The sequence below is a fragment of the Salmonirosea aquatica genome, from assembly GCF_009296315.1.
In the GTDB taxonomy this organism is placed as follows: domain Bacteria; phylum Bacteroidota; class Bacteroidia; order Cytophagales; family Spirosomataceae; genus Salmonirosea; species Salmonirosea aquatica.
On the sequence record NZ_WHLY01000002.1, the window covers coordinates 1,170,276 to 1,186,354 of the forward strand.

Consider the following 16,079-nt stretch of genomic DNA (forward strand, 5'->3'; position numbering starts at 1 on the left):
CTGCGGGCTTTTTATTCAATGATAGGAATCCATTAATTACAGTAATCGCTGATTACCTTATAGGCCGGCGTGTAGCCCAGCTCACCCGCTTTACTCAGGTCGAGGCAGCCGCCATTCACATCGCCCAGACTATGCTTGATGAGTCCACGCACGTAGAAAGCTTCCGAGTAATCCGGGCGTAATTTTATGGCGCTGCTGCAATCCAGAATGGCACCCATCTGATCGCCTGTAGATGAACGAACCAGTCCCCGTGAAAAATAGGCTTCGGAATAAGTCGGGTTCAAATCAATAGCGCTGTTCATATCCAGAATGGCCCCCTTGCTATCGCCACTCTTACTCTTGCTCATGCCACGGATAAAATATGCCTCTGCTCGCTCAGATGACAATTCCTTTATTTTGATACGTTCCTGCACAGCCGAACGCAACCGGTCGAGTACATCACGGTTGATGGGGCCCATGTACACAATTTTCTTGGGGTCGGCCGTATAGGAGTTACTGATTTCCACCGCCCGGGTCAGATCCTGAATGGCACTTTTTTGATCGTTGAGCTTGCTTTTGGCAAATCCACGACCATAATACGCTTCAAAATCATCCGGATTTAACTGTAAGGCCCGGTTATAGTCGGCCACGGCTCCGGCATAATCATCAACTTTGGCTTTGGCAAAACCCCGGTAGCTATACGAGGGTGCTTCTTCCGGGCTGATTTCAATAGCTTTTGTATAGTCAGCGATGGCTCCTTTATAATCATTTAGTTTGATTTCTGCGTAGCCGCGGCCTGCAAAAGCACCAGCCCTTTTGGGGCTCAGTTCAATGACCCGCGAAAAATCAGCTAATGATCCCGCATAGTCTTCCAGTTTTTGCTTGCAGGCTCCCCGGGCGTATAGCGCCGGCACATCGTTAGGATCAACCGTAATAGCTTTATTATAGTCTTGTAGGGCCCCCCGCTGGTTTTCAGTTTTGGCCCGGCTTACTCCCCGGTTATAGTAGGACTTCGCATCGTCTGGATTCAACTCAATGGCACGTGTATAGTCCTGTATGGCAGCACGATGGTCATCTTGCATGCTTTTACTCACGCCCCGGCTCTGATAATACAAGGCTTCTTTGCCGTTGATTTCGATGGCGCGGTCATAATCCAGAATGGCCCCCCGATGGTCTTTGAGATTGGCTTTGGCCAGCCCACGGTTGAAGTAGCTAGGAGCATGGTCAGGGTTCATGGTAATGACGGCACTGTATGATTGCATGGCACCGGCAAAATCTCCGGCCCGGGCTTTGGCATTGCCGTCTTCGAAAAATTCGGCCGCCGAACGCTGAGCTACCGACTGACTTACGGAACCAATACAGAGGGCAATAAAAATCCAGGATGCAATAAAACTTTTCATGAATGTGATGTTAATTAGGGAGGATTATGGGTTGTTTGTTATTGGAATGAACTCGTCAGAAAACGATGAATGGCAACATACCCTTCCTAGGGGGTACCTATTGGCTTTATATCTATTAGAAAAACTTTAATTGCCGAATCCTCGCGGTCCTTGACTTCCTACCAAATGTTAAAAGTATTCAAAATAGGGATTAGGGGCAAAACTTACTTTTGAAATTTTAAACCTTCCTATGTACCCATGCCGGGTATATGTGGGTATATGTAACCTTGTTCTTGGAGTATAACCCTGCCTAAATCGGGCTGTATTTGAGTTTCCCGGAGAGTTTTGTTAGTTTGGGCATTCTTTTACCATTTTTTCAATCGCGGGTTGAGCTGAACCATGAAACCAAGTCAGAAATATATCGTCATTTTTGCCACTATTTTCGTAGCGATCATAGCGCTCTATAAAGTTTTCAAGGAATCACCTGCCGACCAGAATAATGATGTGGCTAATTCAGAAACGTCCGCGTCCACTGAGCAGAATCCAATCTCACCCTACCTTGCTCTCAGCGATATGAAAGGTAATACGGTAGTGATGGACTCGTCGAAGCTCGTTTTTGTCAATGTGTGGGCCACTTGGTGCGGCCCCTGCAACGCAGAAATGCCCAGTATTCAGGCACTCTATCGACGTTATAAGGATCATCCCAAAATGGCCTTTTACGTAGTATCGGATGAAAACCCCTCCACGGTACACAATTTTTTGCAAAAGAAGGATTATGAGCTTCCGTTCTATTTGTTCAATGGGGCCTACCCGCCCGTTCTGGACGGAAGCGCTATTCCCCGAACCTATATGCTCCGTCATGGCCAGGTACTTGCCGAGCAAGTAGGGGCCATTAACTGGAACGATCCGCAAGTCTTCGAGTTTATTGACAAACAGCTAGCTCTGTAACCATTCTTCGCTTAGTACCCCTAAAAAGAAAGCGCGGGAGCGGCTACGATCGTAGCCGCTCCCGCGCTTTCTTCTGGGCAGACAATCAAAAAAGTCTTTCGGTCGATTCCTTTTTGGCCTGCTCCATCACGTACGCCAGCATTAGATACCCAGAATATCGATTCGGGTGTGGAATTTACTCTTGCGTTTCCAAAGCGTGGCGGTGCTGACAGCCAGCACTACTGGAAATAACCATATAACTCTTTTCATCTTTCCTTAATGTATAAAAATTTTATAACTCTCTATTTTAATAATCTTACTTCAAAATACTCGAGGCGAAATTTCGCTATTTTATAACGTAAAACTATAGCTTTATTTTATATCGGTATAATCAAATTATTATACGGTTATAGACCGATGACAGGAGATAGGTACTACAGACATGTGCAACCTTTTATGGCTGCACCGATGCGGAGGTCACTAGGGAACGGAGGTAGGCAGGAGTTCGTAGCAGGCGGGTGCCATACCAACTGAATAACTCCCCGTTTACCAGAAGAACTTGGGCATCAGGACACAGAGCCTGAATCTCGGCCAGATGCCCCTCTTTGAAGGGAAAAGGTTCTGACGGGAGCAGAATAAGCTCCGGCAGAGAAGCCTTCAGGGTTTCCTCTGCACACTCGGGATAGCGGGGCTGCCCAGCAAACACATTATCAAGCCCTGCCTGACTAAGCATAGCGTCAATGAAGGTACCCCCTCCAGCTACCATCCACGGTTTCCGCCAGATCAGATAAGCTGCTTTTTTGCGGAGTGGTCGGGAAGCCAATTCGCCGGCTAAGGTTTCAAATCGCTCCTCGATCCGTTCGGCCAGCCAGTCGGCAGAGGTTTCCTTACACACAAGACGGCCTATTTCCCGGACCATTGCTGTTGCGTCGGCCAGCGAATTGATATCCGACATCCAGACAGGGAATTCCGCTCGTAGGGCTTCAATATCTTCGCGCCGGTTTTCTTCTTTATTTCCAAGAATTAGGTCGGGTTGCAGCTTACGAATCAGCGCCAGGTCAGGAGTCTTGGTTCCGCCTATGATCGCCTTGCCCTGAATTTTTGGTTTTGGGTGAAGGCAGTAGCGCGTGATGCCCACGACTGTATCATTCAAACCCAGATCAAGGAGCAGCTCGGTTTGGGAAGGTACCAGCGATACGATCCGTTGGGGACAGTCGTTAAGCTGAAGCGGTAAACCCATCTGATCGGTAAACTGAGCCATAAACCCTATACAATTGTGAGAACTAACTAGTGTAAAGGTACCTTTATTTTGCCTTTGCTCTAAACAGGAGCCAGGTTTCTAACGTTTCACAAACGAAACCTTGGTTCATCTACACCTGTCTATTACATTTTCCCAAAATCCGGTCCGAGCATGATGAAGTTTCTTGCCTTCCTGCACGTCAACAAGTACGAAGTTCTCCTCGTTTCCCTAATCCAACATTTATTCATTGGAGTGTTTCTGAAAGACCTGGAATTTTATACGAAGGTGATCTGGCCCATCAACATTTTCATAGTAGGGTTGGCAAGCGTGGGCATTTTTGTAAGAAAGGTACCCTGGAAAATAATCCTTCGGAACGTCCTCTTTATTGTAGTTTTAGCCTTGCCCATTGCTCTACCTTTTTTTGGGCATATGCCTTATTTTATGTTGACGCTCAATATCGCGTACGTCATTTTTTTCTCATTCATCTTTCGAGAAATCATCACTTTCCTGATCCGGCCGGGCTATATTAATAAGGACATAATTTCGGCCGCGGCCTGTGGGTACTTTTTGCTTCTGGAAATAAGTGTGTTCCTGATGCAGGTGTTTTTATACCAGAATTTCGGTGCTCTCAATGGAATTGATGATTCGAGCAAAGCCTCCGTGTTTATGGATCTGGTGTATTTTTGCAGTATCACCATGACCAGCATTGGTTTCGGGGATATTACACCCAACGCTTATTACACCAAACTGATTACCTCTTTTTTGGGGATTGTAGGCCAGTTTTATTCCGTAGTATTGGTGGGAATTCTGATCAGCAAATTTACTTCCCGATCAAAACCTGAGTGAAGAAGGTCATTTTACTGGGATGAAGGTACCTACTGCATGGGGGTAAGGTAGAGAGCGCAGCCCATGCAGGGTACTGCGCTCTCAGGAAAATCAAAACATCCGACTTTCTGTGGTTGTCAATAATGCTTCAAAGGCTTCGTCACGGGCTTCTCCGGAAACAAATTCCCAAATCACTTCATTTTTCTCCAGTAAGTTGAATACGATCCCTTCCTTCTGGGTTGCGTTTACTGTGCCTTTCTGAATAGTAAGAACGTGGTCAAGATTGAATATTACGTTCGTACCTTCTAGCTGAACCATTGTGGCCATAATCCAATAATTGTTTAAGTGGTTTTGTAATACTTGCCAAAGGACATTCGCCTTTTGGGCTGCCAATATACACAGCATCCCCAAAACTTTGGCCCGGCAATCCAAAACTTTCCTTTCCTGGGCGGCTTTACACTTCTGATTTATAAGTTAACACCAGAGTAAAATCCCCGTGCTTCAGAAATAAAACTCCCACATCGAATATAGACTCATGGATTCAACCGGGTACCGCACCGATAGCAAAAGACCGCCCGAGGCGGATGCCGGTCGGCCGAACAGTTAGGACAGCTTTGGGTGTCAAAAACTTCGTTATCCTCCCTATCTCTGGTCATTTCACTGGTGACGATCCCCGTGGGGATGGCGATAATGGCGTAGCCCAGAATCATGATGAAGCTGGCGATAAACTGTCCCGAGATCGTCTGAGGGGCAATGTCGCCATATCCTACCGTGGTCAGTGTGACAATGGCCCAGTAAATGCTTTTCGGGATGCTTGTGAATCCACTCTCCCGATCCTCGACCAGGTACATGATCGTACCCAGCACGACGCAGATTATCAGAATGGCAAATAGGAAAACGGATATTTTGGTACGACTAGCCCGCAGGGCGTTCATGAGTTTCTGCGACTCTCCTACGTACTGATGCAGCTTGAGAATGCGGAAGACCCGCAGCAGGCGCAGCGACCTGAAAACCACTAATACCTGCGTCCCGACCAGAAACAGAGAGAGGTATTTGGGAATGGTAGACAAAAGATCGATCAGGCCATAAAAACTAAAAATGTACCCCAGTGGCTTTCGTACGGTAATGATCCGGGCCACGTATTCTACGGTGAACAGAACGGTTATGCCCCATTCGGCCAGATTAAAGACGGCATGGTACCGGGTGTTGATCTCCTCGACACTTTCGAGCATCACCAATACTACACTCAGCACGATCAGCCACAACAGGATCACGTCGAACCGCTTGCCTGCCCGGGTGTCTGCTTCGTAAATGATCACGTAGAGTTTGTGCCGCCAGTTCTGCTCGGGTGAAGGTTCCTGATTCATTTTCCGGATGTTTTGAGCCTTTCCAAAGGTATTCAACCCATTCCGATTCCCCAAACTCAGCTATGTGTCACAATAGAGCCAATTGGTTATATACGAAAAAAATCATTATTTTCGAATGTAATTTCACAAACCCCTCTCTCCTATGAATTCTGCAAAAATCAACTTTGTGGCGATCCTAGTGGCCGCAGCAGTCACCTTCCTATTGGGTGCCCTCTGGTACATTGCTTTCCAAACTACCTGGATGAAACTGACCGGGCTGACCGAAGCAAAGGTAGTGGAAGGCGGCGGGGCTCTGGCTTCATACATTATCAGTTTTGTTACCTACCTGCTGGGTGCCCTGGCCCTGGCTCTCCTATTCAAATCCATGAACATCAGTACCTGGGAAACCGGCATGACCGCCGGAGCACTGATTGGTGCCCTGATCGTAGGTGGCAATATTTTCACCAATAATGCTTATGAAATGAAGCCCATGGGCTTATCCGTTCTGAATGCCGGATTCAGCGCCATTAGCTTCGCCACCATGGGAGCGATTCTGGGCGGTTGGCGGAGAAAAAGATAACCCGAATAGCCCAATCTTCATAATCAAGGCCCATTTAAGGTATTTTCCTGGTCAGGATACCGAAGTCGATGGGTCTTAGGTTCGTGTAGGTATCGATAATGACCCGGCTGTTGTACACAATGAACGTGTTCACTGCTTTGGCATCTAACTTGTTAAGATAGACATCACTTTCCTGATCTCCAAAGTCAGGCACAAAAGTGAGTGCGAGATTCTGTATGTCCAATTCACGACCTACCTGTTCAAGTTGACGCTGGGTTTTCTCCGGCGTTCCACCCGCTTCGCATACCAGGTACACCTTTAGCTGATCCCGTTTTTCACCACTCAGCTTTTCCAGTAGTACTAGCCATTTTTTGAAATTATCCCAAGATTCAGTCGCCCCAACAAAATACAGAATTCCGTAGTTACGGCCATACTTGCACACCGGGCACGCCTTGGAACCTTTATCGGGCCCCCACGCATGATAGGGGGTGAACGAGGGACTCTCTTCCCCGATGGAGAGTCCCGTCCTTTTATTTGCGGAAGTCGTGGCCAGGTAGTGGGGTATGTGCAATCCCAGGATAATGTCATGCCGCGCTACCTGGATTCCGTTTTCTTCACGAGGTCGTAGTACCCCACTTCCGCCCCGGTTTTCCAAAGCTTTCCTTTTGGCGGTGGTCAAGAGCGGATCATCATCAAAAACCAGTTCGTCCACGTAGTATTCATTGGGCAGGTTGGGTTCCTTGATAGACAGATGAATATGGGCTGGAATATCACGACCCGGGTACGGGGCCGGACGATTGGTGTAAAGGGCATATTTTCCGTCGGCTCCGGTCTGCATCCAACCCCGGCGCGCGCCATGCCGGACCGCTTCGCCGGTAAGCATGCTATTTTTGGAATAGTACCCTTGATCGTCGGTTTGCCAATAATAAACGATCACGTTGGGAGCAGGGGTGCGACCATCGACCTGGTAGACGGTACCTGTTACAAGTAGTTTGGTACGGGTACCTCGCCAACCCACACTGGTATCGGTGGAATTCATCCGGATGGGCATCCCGATGTACATGATCTCGCAACCATCGCAGCCACCACCTATAAGTTCCTTCGGGGAGGCGGAGCTTTTTTGTTGCTGACTACGGCTCTCGCAGGAAATAAAAACGGCTAGAAGCAGAAAACTAAAAAAAGGTACTTTCATGGCAATGCAGCTAGTTTTTTGAAAAATGAAGTTTTCAAAAATAGCCTTACAAGGCCTGGTACCCAATCCATTTCCGCTCAGTGGCGGAATTGGAAGGTCGAGCCGCGAATCAGATCAGTCGCCCCCTGGCTGCTTTGACATAATGACGGCTGAGCCGTACCGTAGCACCGTTATCCAGATACACATCGTAGTCGCCCGTGAGCCGGGAAGTAGCCTGCCGCACCCGATGGATATTCACGATGCACGAGCGATGAATACGGATAAAGTCATCGGGATTCAACTGATTTTCCAGCCTGGTGAGGCTTTCGGAATACAACCACTTTTGGCTCCCCCGGTGTAGTACGGTGTAGGAATCTTCCGAGCCGATCCAGTCGATGCTTTCGACTGCCAGGCGTAGGGTTTTGGCTCCGTCTTTGACCAAAAAAACGCTCAAATATTCAACCCCACTATCTTGATTTGACTGATTACCTACCCCTACTGGCGGCAGCTGGTGGGGGTGCTTTTCTGTGAAACGGCTGGTCAGTAGCAGCAACAGACAGTACATTACGATCCCGGTGAAAAAATCTTCGGCAAGGGATTTGCGCAATACGCCTTGAAAGGGGAAGGGATACCCTAGTACAACTTCACTTAAAACCGCCATCAATGCCGAAAATAGCAGGATTTGAATCAGACTTGTCGAAACAGCCAGCAGCGCGTGGGTCAACAGATTCCGGGCAAGCAGGCGCTCGACCGGAAATCGCCTAGCGACTAAGCCGATAAAAACTGTCAGCGGAATAAACAGCAACCAGTAGACTTTGTACAGTAAACTTTCGCTCCAGTAGAAAGAGGTGTCTTTGAGAAAAGCGAAAAGCGCGTCCTGTCCGGTAGCCAGAACGGCCACACCCAGCCAGAATACTGGAAGAATGATACGGGCTGGTCGATGCTGGAAAGTGAAGGCGGTGATTTTCATGTCAATTTATTTTGAAGGCAGAGTCAGTAATCAATCGACTCCTGCCTTTCGATAGGTAAATTCGACAATAAAAGGGGAAAAGCCAATTCTCGGCCTCACCTGAAAAAAGTAGGTACCCGCCACTTCAAGCGGACCGCCAAAATGCGCAACAGGATAATGACCGCCGCGGCGAGAATGAAAGTAGTATTGCGCTCAGTGCCCACATAATCGAGCACCAGATATGATACCGCTCCGGCCAGACAAGCCGTAGCGTACACTTCCTTCTGGTAAACAATCGGGATTTCGTTGGTCATCGTATCCCGAATTACGCCACCCATGACCGCCGAAAAAACGCCCATAATGGCTGCGATCTCGGGACGGACGCCCAGCGAGAGCGCTTTTTCCGTACCTACTATTGTGAAGAGCGCAATACCAAAAGTATCGAAGAGAAAAAGGGTTCTGCGAAGGCGGATAAGTCTTTTATAAAAAATAAAGGTCAGGACAATCCCGACCATGATGGCGTACAAAATGGTGATGTCGCTGATCCAGACGAGTGGATAGCTACCCAGCAAAAGATCGCGTACCGTACCACCCCCGATGGAAGAAACAAACGCCGTGAAACTGGCGGAAAACCAGTCGGGATCGTCTTTGTCTTTTACGGCCAATGCTCCTGATATGGCAAAGGCGCAGGTACCTACAATTTCCAGAATATACTGAATGCTCATGAAAGGCAAACGTAGCTAAGGGCTAACAAGTCAGCAAAGTTCGCCAGTAATCATCATTCCGCGAAACGGATCGAAGTATTGCCAAAATTCAGGGCTTCCTTTTCTTTTTAGATTTTCGTAGTATATTAACCTTTGTTTTATCAAAAACCCTCTTTCTTAATCTATTCAAACCTATGCGGTATAATTTACCAAAGATTCTATTGTTTTCCGGAGCTGTGTTTTGCGCACTGAATCCGGCCTTTTCACAAAGTATCCTGGGCTTCGACGCAGCAGGCGCCCAAAAAGAAGTGGCCCTCGAAAAGCGGTTCGATCAGCAATTGAAAGCCGAAAACCTCCGCGCCCACATGAAACGCATGAGTGCGCATCCGCACCACGTAGGTTCGCCCTTCGACCGAGAAAATGCCGAATACGCACGTGACCTGCTCAAATCCTACGGTTTCGAGGCACGCATCGACACCTCGTACGTCCTGTTTCCAACCCCCAAGACCCGGGTGGTAGAATTGGTGGAGCCCACCAAATTCAAGGCTTCTCTTTCCGAGCCAATTCTGAAGGAAGACGCAACCTCGGGCCAGACGAAAGAGCAGCTACCTACCTACCATGCCTTTTCGGCCGACGGTGACGTGACCGCTGAATTGGTGTTCGTGAACTACGGTATTCCTGAGGACTATGAAGCCTTGAAAAAAATGGGGATCGATGTCAAAGGCAAAATCGTATTGGCCAAGTACGGCAACTCCTGGCGTGGCATCAAGCCCAAAGTAGCCTCTGAAAACGGCGCCATTGGCTGCATCATCTATTCCGATCCCAAGGAAGACGGTTTCTTTCAGGGCGATGTGTACCCCAAAGGTGCCTTCAAAAGCGACGCCGGAGCCCAGCGCGGTTCAGTGCTGGACATGCCCATGTACCCTGGCGATCCGTTGACGCCCGGCTACGGTGCCACCAAAAACGCCAAACGCCTCGCTCGCACCGAAGCGCCCACGATCATGAAGATCCCGGTGCTACCCATTTCGTATGGCGACGCTCTGCCGCTGCTCAAAGCGCTGGGGGGACAGGTAGCCCCTGCCGCCTGGCGCGGGGCGCTGCCCCTCACCTACCATGTGGGCCCCGGGCCGGCGAAGGTACACCTCAAATTGGAATTCAATTGGGACGTTCAACCTGCCTACAATGTCATCGCCACGATCAAAGGCAGCGAGTATCCCGACGAGTGGGTGATTCGCGGCAACCACCACGATGGCTGGGTGTACGGAGCCAACGATCCGCTGAGCGGAGCCGTGGCGGTGTTGGAAGAAGCCCGTGCCCTGGGTGAGTTGATGAAAACCGGCTGGAAACCCAAACGTACCATTGTGTATGCCCTATGGGACGCGGAAGAACCCGGCCTGCTGGGCTCTACCGAGTGGGTAGAAGAACGGCAGCAGGAATTGAAAGACAAGGCGGTCGTATACTTCAACTCCGACTCCAACGCCCGGGGATTTCTGTATGCGGGCGGATCACATACTCTCGAAAAATTCCTGAACCAGGTGGCCCGGGACGTCACCGACCCGCAGCGCAACGTGAGTGTGGCCGACCGTCTGCGCGCCAAGGTACTGGTGGATGGTAGTCCTAAAGCCAAGCAGGAAGCCCGCAGCCGGAGCGATTTGCGCATCGGCGCGTTGGGATCGGGCTCCGACTATACGCCTTTTATCCAGCACCTGGGTATTGCTTCCATGAACATCGGCTTTGGGGGTGAAGACGACGGCGGCGAGTACCATTCCATTTATGATTCCTACGATCACTACACCCGGTTCAAGGATACCGATTTCTCTTACGGTGTGGCTTTGGCCGAAACGATGGGTCGCTGCGTACTGCGTATGGCTGATGCCCAAATCCTGCCCTTTGAATTCCAGAATTTTGCCAATACCGTGCAACAATATGCCGCCGAAGTGAAGCAGAACGTAGAGAGCATGCGTACCCAGTCGGAGGATCACAACCGTCTGTTGCGGGACAACCAGTACCAACTGGCCGCCGACCCGAAGGAACCATTCACGCAGCCCGAGCCGATGGATGAGGTACCTTTCCTGAATTTTGCGCCATTGGATAACGCCCTGGCTTCGCTGGATAAAAGCGCCACGGAATATAGCCAGGCCTTACAGAAATCCGGCCAATTGCCCGTGGGGAATGTAGAAAAATTAAACGAGGTACTTTATAAGTCAGAGCGGTACCTGACCCATCCCGAAGGTCTGCCACGCCGCTCGTGGTTTCAGCACCAGATTTACGCCCCCGGATTCTACACCGGCTACGGCGTAAAAACGCTGCCCATGATTCGGGAGGCCATCGAGCAGAAGAACTGGACCGAAGCCCAGCAAGGCATTGAACGGGTGAGCGAAGCGCTGACGCAGTTTGCCGCGCAAGTGGACAAAGCCACGCTGCTGATGAAGTAAGTGGGGTACCTTAGGATTTCGGTGGTGTCGGGTGGAAACACCCGACACCTTTACCATTTGTCAATTTTCGTAGAGTCGCAAGCGATTTCTAGCCGAAACCAGTTCGTTTTGCAAATGATCCATTTTTTGCAGCAGATTCAAGACCACGTCGATCCCTTCTAGGTTCAGATGCAGGTCGTTGCGCATACGAATGATTTTTTCTACTTCGCTAATCCGTTCAGCGTGGATATAATGCGACTCTTCGATGGATTCTATTTCGATCAATCCCACTTCATTCAGACTATCGAAAAAGGACGTTTCCACGTGATAGTGCGTGCAAAGCGTGGCGATTGGGATGAAGTTTTCGGTGTTCATGACGTTCTCAGATTTGCCAATTCAGTAAACAGTTCTTTTTCTTTCTCCGTCAGGTTGGTCGGCAAATTGACCTGGTAGGTAATGAACAAATCACCAAACGAACCTTCCTTTTTGTAGACCGGGAATCCTTTACCTTTTAGCTTTACTTTCGTGCCGCTTTGGGTACCCGGCGCTACCTTTAATTTCACTTTCCCGTCGAAAGTATCCACCGTAATTTCTCCGCCCAGTACTGCCTTGTACAAATCAAGCGCCACAGTTCTATACAAATTATCCCCATCGCGCTTGAAGGGGGTACTATTGACGAGGGAAAATGTAAGGTACAGATCGCCTTTCGGGCCACCATTGGCCCCCTCGCCCCCGTAGCCCTTGATCTTGATCACCTGTCCATCGCTGACGCCCGCGGGAATGGTAAGCCGGATATTTTTTCCGTTCACCGTAATGGTACGTTTGTGGGTTTCGTACACATCCCGCAGATCGAGGCTTAACTCGGCGTTAAAATCCTGGCCTTTATAATTCCTACCTCCGCCCCAGGAACCACCGCCCCCAAAGGACGAAGCCCCCGAACCAAACATGGATTCAAAAAAGTCGGAGAAGTCGCCTCCTCCCCCAAAACCACCGCCCGAAAAGCCTCCCGACGGGCCTTGTTGGCTACTGCCCCGGTACTGTCGCTGCTGCCCCGCTTTCTCAAATTCCTCGGCGTGCTTCCAGTCCTTCCCGTACTTGTCGTATTTCTTCCGGTTTTCGGGATCGCCCAGTACCTGATTGGCCTCGTTGATTTCCTTGAATTTCTTTTCGGCGTCCTTGTCGTTGGGATTGATGTCGGGATGGTACTTCCGGGCCAGTTTTCGATAAGCTTTTTTAATGTCGTTCTCGGAGGCCTCCTTATTTACACCCAGTATATTATAATAATCTATGTATTCCATTCGGTTAGCCGTAGCGGTTTACTTTAAAACGATTGATCGTTCTCCAAAATTAAAAAATATAAGCGGCGTTTTGTCAGTCGAAAGATATTTTCCAAAAAGATCATACCCAAAATCACAGGCTTTGATCATGTTTTCACTCATTTTAACACGAGGTAGATTCTAATTAACAGCCTCTACAAGCTAACTTTTTCCAGAAGTAAGGTAAGCCATTTTCGTAATAGTGTTCTGACAAATGAGTTATATGGTTGTAATTTTTGCAGATATTTTAGTGGGGATAAATATATTATTGCAAAAAAAATTTACGTTCTTTGCCAAAATAAACAAATAAAACCATTCATTATGAACTTAGATGATATTCGTTTCTTTTCTCCCCAGGAAAACAAAGCGGAACGTAAAACGCGTACAAAAGAGGAAACAGATGCTCCCGCAACGGGCTATATTTCTGCTACCGGAAAAGTGATTATTCCTCAGAAAGCCGCTGAGCAAGTGGGCTTGAATTCAGAGCACACTACCTACATGGTAGGTACCCAACAAAACAAGCGGAAACTCAAATCGCTGTATATCATTCCTGCTTCCGGACATGTGGAAGGTGCTTTTGAAATGCAAAGCAGTGGCCGGAATAACTTTATCGCGCTGGGTGTTATTTTAGAAAAGAGTGGATTGGATTACCAGAATAATAAATACACCTTCGATATCAATTCATTTGTGTATGGCGACGATATCAAGGGCGTTGAATTGAAGCTGAATAAGCCTACCCCCAAAGCCAAGCGGGCAGGTCGCAAGCCCAAGAACGTGGATTTATAATATTTGTTCGTATAAAAGAAAGGGGTACCTCGCTAGATCGAGGTACCCCTTTCTTTTGAGCTATATAGCACATTATCAACTAATCCAGGTACCCACCTCTTCAATCAACCACCATTTTCCTTTTCTTTTTTCCAAAATAAATATATACCCCTGGCCATGTTTCCACCCGCACTGATAATCTATCCAGAGAATTACTTTCGTGAAAGTAGAATTAAATAAAGGAGTCGATACTTTTATAATACAGCTCGTACCGTAGGTTTCTCTCAATACTTCATAGCCCTCTTCCCGATTTATTTCGTTAAAAACCTTATTTAATTTCCGGACAGAAATCGTCGGTACGACTACTTTGGCAGAATCAAGTCGTATCGTTTTTGTACTATCGATGCTGTTGTATATGAAACGTATTTCAGCCGAATCCATTAAATTTTCCGCGCGTAGCGCGTACATCCCTTTGGTGGCCAAAAGAGTACTGTCTGAGAGTAAGTTGATTTTCAGGGGGTTCCTTATTTCTTGCCACATCGCTTTGGAAACCGGAGTAGTTTCAGCCTGAATTACCGAAGTATTGATCAGTTTTATCCGAATCAAATCATTCAGCACGGAATAAAACTCTTTCTCGTAAATCGTTGATTCATTATGAGTTTGCTCTTTGGAACAAGAAATAAAGAAGCCCATGATCAGCAGGTACATACCCGTTTTTTTCATCGTGAAATTTTGGTAAGAGCCAGTCCGCATCGTTCAATTTTGCTAATTTCGGGCAAACCTCCATTCAGATGAAAAAAATATTCCTCCTGCTCCTCATTTCCTGGCCTTCATTTGCCCAAACCTACGATGTGGTGATTCGTAACGGTACTCTCTACGACGGTTCGGGCAAGGTACCCTATCAGGGTGATGTGGCCATCCGGGATACAAAGATCGTAGCCATTGGAAAAGTACCCGGTCGGGGCCGGCAAGAGATCGACGCCAAGGGCAAGGCCGTCGCGCCGGGCTTTGTCAATATGCTCAGCCATGCCTACACCGCATTGATGCGCGATGGCCGATCGCTATCGGATATCAAACAAGGCGTGACGCTGGAAGTATTCGGCGAAAATTCGATGGGGCCGCTATCGCCCCAAATGAAACAGGATATGATTCAGCAGCAGGGTGAGGACCAATACGACGTATCCTGGACTACGCTGGCCGAATTTATGCAGCATCTGGAAAAAAAAGGGGTAGCTACCAACTTTGCCTCGTTCGTGAGCGCCTCCGAAATCCGGGAGCATGAACTGGGACAAATCAACCGCGCCCCTACCCCGGCCGAACTCTCCCGCATGAAAGCGCTGGTGCGCCAGGCCATGCAACAAGGCGCCATGGGCCTGACCACGATGCTGATTTATGTGCCTGCCACTTTTGCCAAAACCGACGAGCTGATAGAACTGGCAAAGGTAGCCAGCGAGTACAACGGCCTGTTCACCGCCCACATCCGCAGCGAGGGCGACCGCTTCGGGCAGGCCGTCGACGAAATGATCCAGGTAAGTAAGGAAGCGCATATTCCGGTGGAAATCTATCACTTGAAAGCTGCCGGAAAAAGCAACTGGAACAAGCTGGATCGTGTCCTAACGAAAATCGACAGCGCTCGAAAAGCGGGTTTGCCCATCACGGCCAATATGTACAACTACATTGCCGGAGCCACCGGACTGGACGCCGCCATGCCGCCCTGGGTGCAGGAAGGCGGTTTGCAGGAATGGCGGCGGCGCTTGCAGGACCCTACCCTGCGCGAAAAGGTAGCCAAAGAGATGACCGATCCCGCCCAGGACTGGGAAAACCTCTGCCTGGCTGCGGGCCCTGAGGGTACCATTCTGCTGGGTTTCAAGCAGGACTCCTTGAAAAAATATACGGGCAAAACTCTGGCCGAGGTAGCTTCCCTGCGGGGTAAACCCTGGTACGAAACGGCGATGGACCTGGTGGTGCAGGATGACTCGCGGGTAGGTGTGGCCTACTTCCTGATGTCAGAAGAAAATGTGCGAAAGCAAATCGCGCTGCCCTACATGAGCTTCGGGTCCGACGCGGGCTCGATAGCGCCCGAAGGTACCAGCTTAAAACGCAATCCGCATCCCCGTACCTACGGCAACTTTGCCCGGTTGCTGGGCAGGTACGTCCGCGATGAGAAAATCATTTCTTTACCGGAGGCCGTCCGCCGTCTGACATCACTCCCCTGCGAGAATCTCAAAATCAAAGACCGGGGGTACCTTAAGCCCGGCTACTTTGCCGATGTGGTCGTTTTCGATCCAGCGGCCATTCAGGATAAGGCTACCTTCGACCGGCCCCACCAATTGGCCGAAGGGATGATCCACGTATTTGTGAAGGGTATCCAGGTATTGAAAAATGGAGAACATACCAACGCTACACCGGGCGTAGCCGTTTATGGACCCGGAAAAGGGAAATGAGTTATGAAAAATAGGGTACCTGGAGTCCACTTACTTATTACTTACCATTCAAAGAAACTTT

General features: G+C 49.0%; 16 protein-coding genes. 6 read left to right on the forward strand and 10 right to left on the reverse strand.

Annotation, left to right across the window (positions count from 1 at the left end; all coding sequences use genetic code 11):
- Positions 1-32: 32 nt before the first annotated feature.
- On the reverse strand, positions 33-1,379 hold the full coding sequence (locus GBK04_RS05990; protein ID WP_152757763.1) for a tetratricopeptide repeat protein: 1,347 nt from the start codon (positions 1,377-1,379) through the stop codon (positions 33-35).
- 378 nt (positions 1,380-1,757) lie between these two features.
- Between GBK04_RS05990 and GBK04_RS05995 the strand changes: the two genes are divergently transcribed.
- The gene (locus GBK04_RS05995) at positions 1,758-2,306 is read left to right on the forward strand and encodes a TlpA family protein disulfide reductase (RefSeq protein WP_152757765.1); all 549 of its coding nucleotides are present in this window, start codon (positions 1,758-1,760) and stop codon (positions 2,304-2,306) included.
- 433 nt (positions 2,307-2,739) lie between these two features.
- On the opposite strand, the gene GBK04_RS06000 is transcribed toward GBK04_RS05995, so the two are convergent.
- Entirely contained in the window at positions 2,740-3,546 is an 807-nt protein-coding gene (locus GBK04_RS06000; protein ID WP_152757767.1) for an ABC transporter substrate-binding protein, read from the reverse strand.
- A gap of 150 nt (positions 3,547-3,696) precedes the next feature.
- Here GBK04_RS06000 and GBK04_RS06005 point away from each other — a divergent pair, with 150 nt between their 5' ends.
- Positions 3,697-4,371, forward strand: a complete 675-nt coding sequence (locus GBK04_RS06005) for an ion channel (protein ID WP_152757769.1) — start codon at positions 3,697-3,699, stop codon at positions 4,369-4,371.
- Positions 4,372-4,461: 90 nt separating this feature from the next.
- Here the strand turns inward: GBK04_RS06005 and GBK04_RS06010 are convergent, their stop codons facing one another.
- Positions 4,462-4,677, reverse strand: a complete 216-nt coding sequence (locus tag GBK04_RS06010) for a hypothetical protein (RefSeq protein ID WP_152757770.1) — start codon at positions 4,675-4,677, stop codon at positions 4,462-4,464.
- A 206-nt stretch (positions 4,678-4,883) separates the two neighbouring features.
- The gene (locus GBK04_RS06015; protein WP_152757772.1) at positions 4,884-5,717 is read right to left on the reverse strand and encodes an ion transporter; all 834 of its coding nucleotides are present in this window, start codon (positions 5,715-5,717) and stop codon (positions 4,884-4,886) included.
- A gap of 142 nt (positions 5,718-5,859) precedes the next feature.
- Between GBK04_RS06015 and GBK04_RS06020 the strand changes: the two genes are divergently transcribed.
- Complete coding sequence (locus GBK04_RS06020; RefSeq protein ID WP_152757774.1) at positions 5,860-6,276, forward strand: DUF1761 domain-containing protein; 417 nt, start codon at positions 5,860-5,862, stop codon at positions 6,274-6,276.
- 34 nt (positions 6,277-6,310) lie between these two features.
- On the opposite strand, the gene GBK04_RS06025 is transcribed toward GBK04_RS06020, so the two are convergent.
- The 3 genes from GBK04_RS06025 to GBK04_RS06035 form a co-directional block, all read right to left on the reverse strand.
- The gene (locus GBK04_RS06025) at positions 6,311-7,447 is read right to left on the reverse strand and encodes a dioxygenase family protein (protein ID WP_152757775.1); all 1,137 of its coding nucleotides are present in this window, start codon (positions 7,445-7,447) and stop codon (positions 6,311-6,313) included.
- Between the two features lie 109 nt (positions 7,448-7,556).
- Positions 7,557-8,396: a LytR/AlgR family response regulator transcription factor gene (locus GBK04_RS06030; protein ID WP_152757777.1), complete on the reverse strand. Its 840-nt coding sequence runs from the start codon at positions 8,394-8,396 to the stop codon at positions 7,557-7,559.
- 95 nt (positions 8,397-8,491) lie between these two features.
- On the reverse strand, positions 8,492-9,100 hold the full coding sequence (locus tag GBK04_RS06035; protein ID WP_152757779.1) for a trimeric intracellular cation channel family protein: 609 nt from the start codon (positions 9,098-9,100) through the stop codon (positions 8,492-8,494).
- Positions 9,101-9,273: 173 nt separating this feature from the next.
- On the opposite strand from GBK04_RS06035, the gene GBK04_RS06040 reads away from it, so the two are divergent.
- Positions 9,274-11,514, forward strand: coding sequence for a M28 family metallopeptidase (locus tag GBK04_RS06040; RefSeq protein WP_152757781.1), 2,241 nt, complete (start codon positions 9,274-9,276; stop codon positions 11,512-11,514).
- Positions 11,515-11,574: 60 nt separating this feature from the next.
- Here the strand turns inward: GBK04_RS06040 and GBK04_RS06045 are convergent, their stop codons facing one another.
- Both GBK04_RS06045 and GBK04_RS06050 read right to left on the reverse strand, forming a co-directional pair.
- Complete coding sequence (locus GBK04_RS06045) at positions 11,575-11,868, reverse strand: chaperone modulator CbpM (RefSeq protein ID WP_152757782.1); 294 nt, start codon at positions 11,866-11,868, stop codon at positions 11,575-11,577.
- Entirely contained in the window at positions 11,865-12,791 is a 927-nt protein-coding gene (locus GBK04_RS06050) for a DnaJ C-terminal domain-containing protein (protein ID WP_152757784.1), read from the reverse strand. The genes GBK04_RS06045 and GBK04_RS06050 overlap by 4 nt, the downstream gene beginning before the upstream one ends.
- Positions 12,792-13,130: 339 nt before the next feature.
- Here GBK04_RS06050 and GBK04_RS06055 point away from each other — a divergent pair, with 339 nt between their 5' ends.
- Positions 13,131-13,595 carry a hypothetical protein gene (locus GBK04_RS06055; protein WP_152757786.1) on the forward strand — a complete coding sequence of 155 codons (465 nt, stop codon included), beginning with the start codon at positions 13,131-13,133 and terminating at the stop codon, positions 13,593-13,595.
- A 75-nt stretch (positions 13,596-13,670) separates the two neighbouring features.
- Here GBK04_RS06055 and GBK04_RS06060 read toward each other — a convergent pair whose 3' ends face one another.
- Entirely contained in the window at positions 13,671-14,297 is a 627-nt protein-coding gene (locus tag GBK04_RS06060; RefSeq protein WP_152757788.1) for a hypothetical protein, read from the reverse strand.
- A gap of 68 nt (positions 14,298-14,365) precedes the next feature.
- On the opposite strand from GBK04_RS06060, the gene GBK04_RS06065 reads away from it, so the two are divergent.
- Positions 14,366-16,018: an N-acyl-D-amino-acid deacylase family protein gene (locus tag GBK04_RS06065; protein WP_152757790.1), complete on the forward strand. Its 1,653-nt coding sequence runs from the start codon at positions 14,366-14,368 to the stop codon at positions 16,016-16,018.
- Positions 16,019-16,079 lie beyond the last annotated feature (61 nt).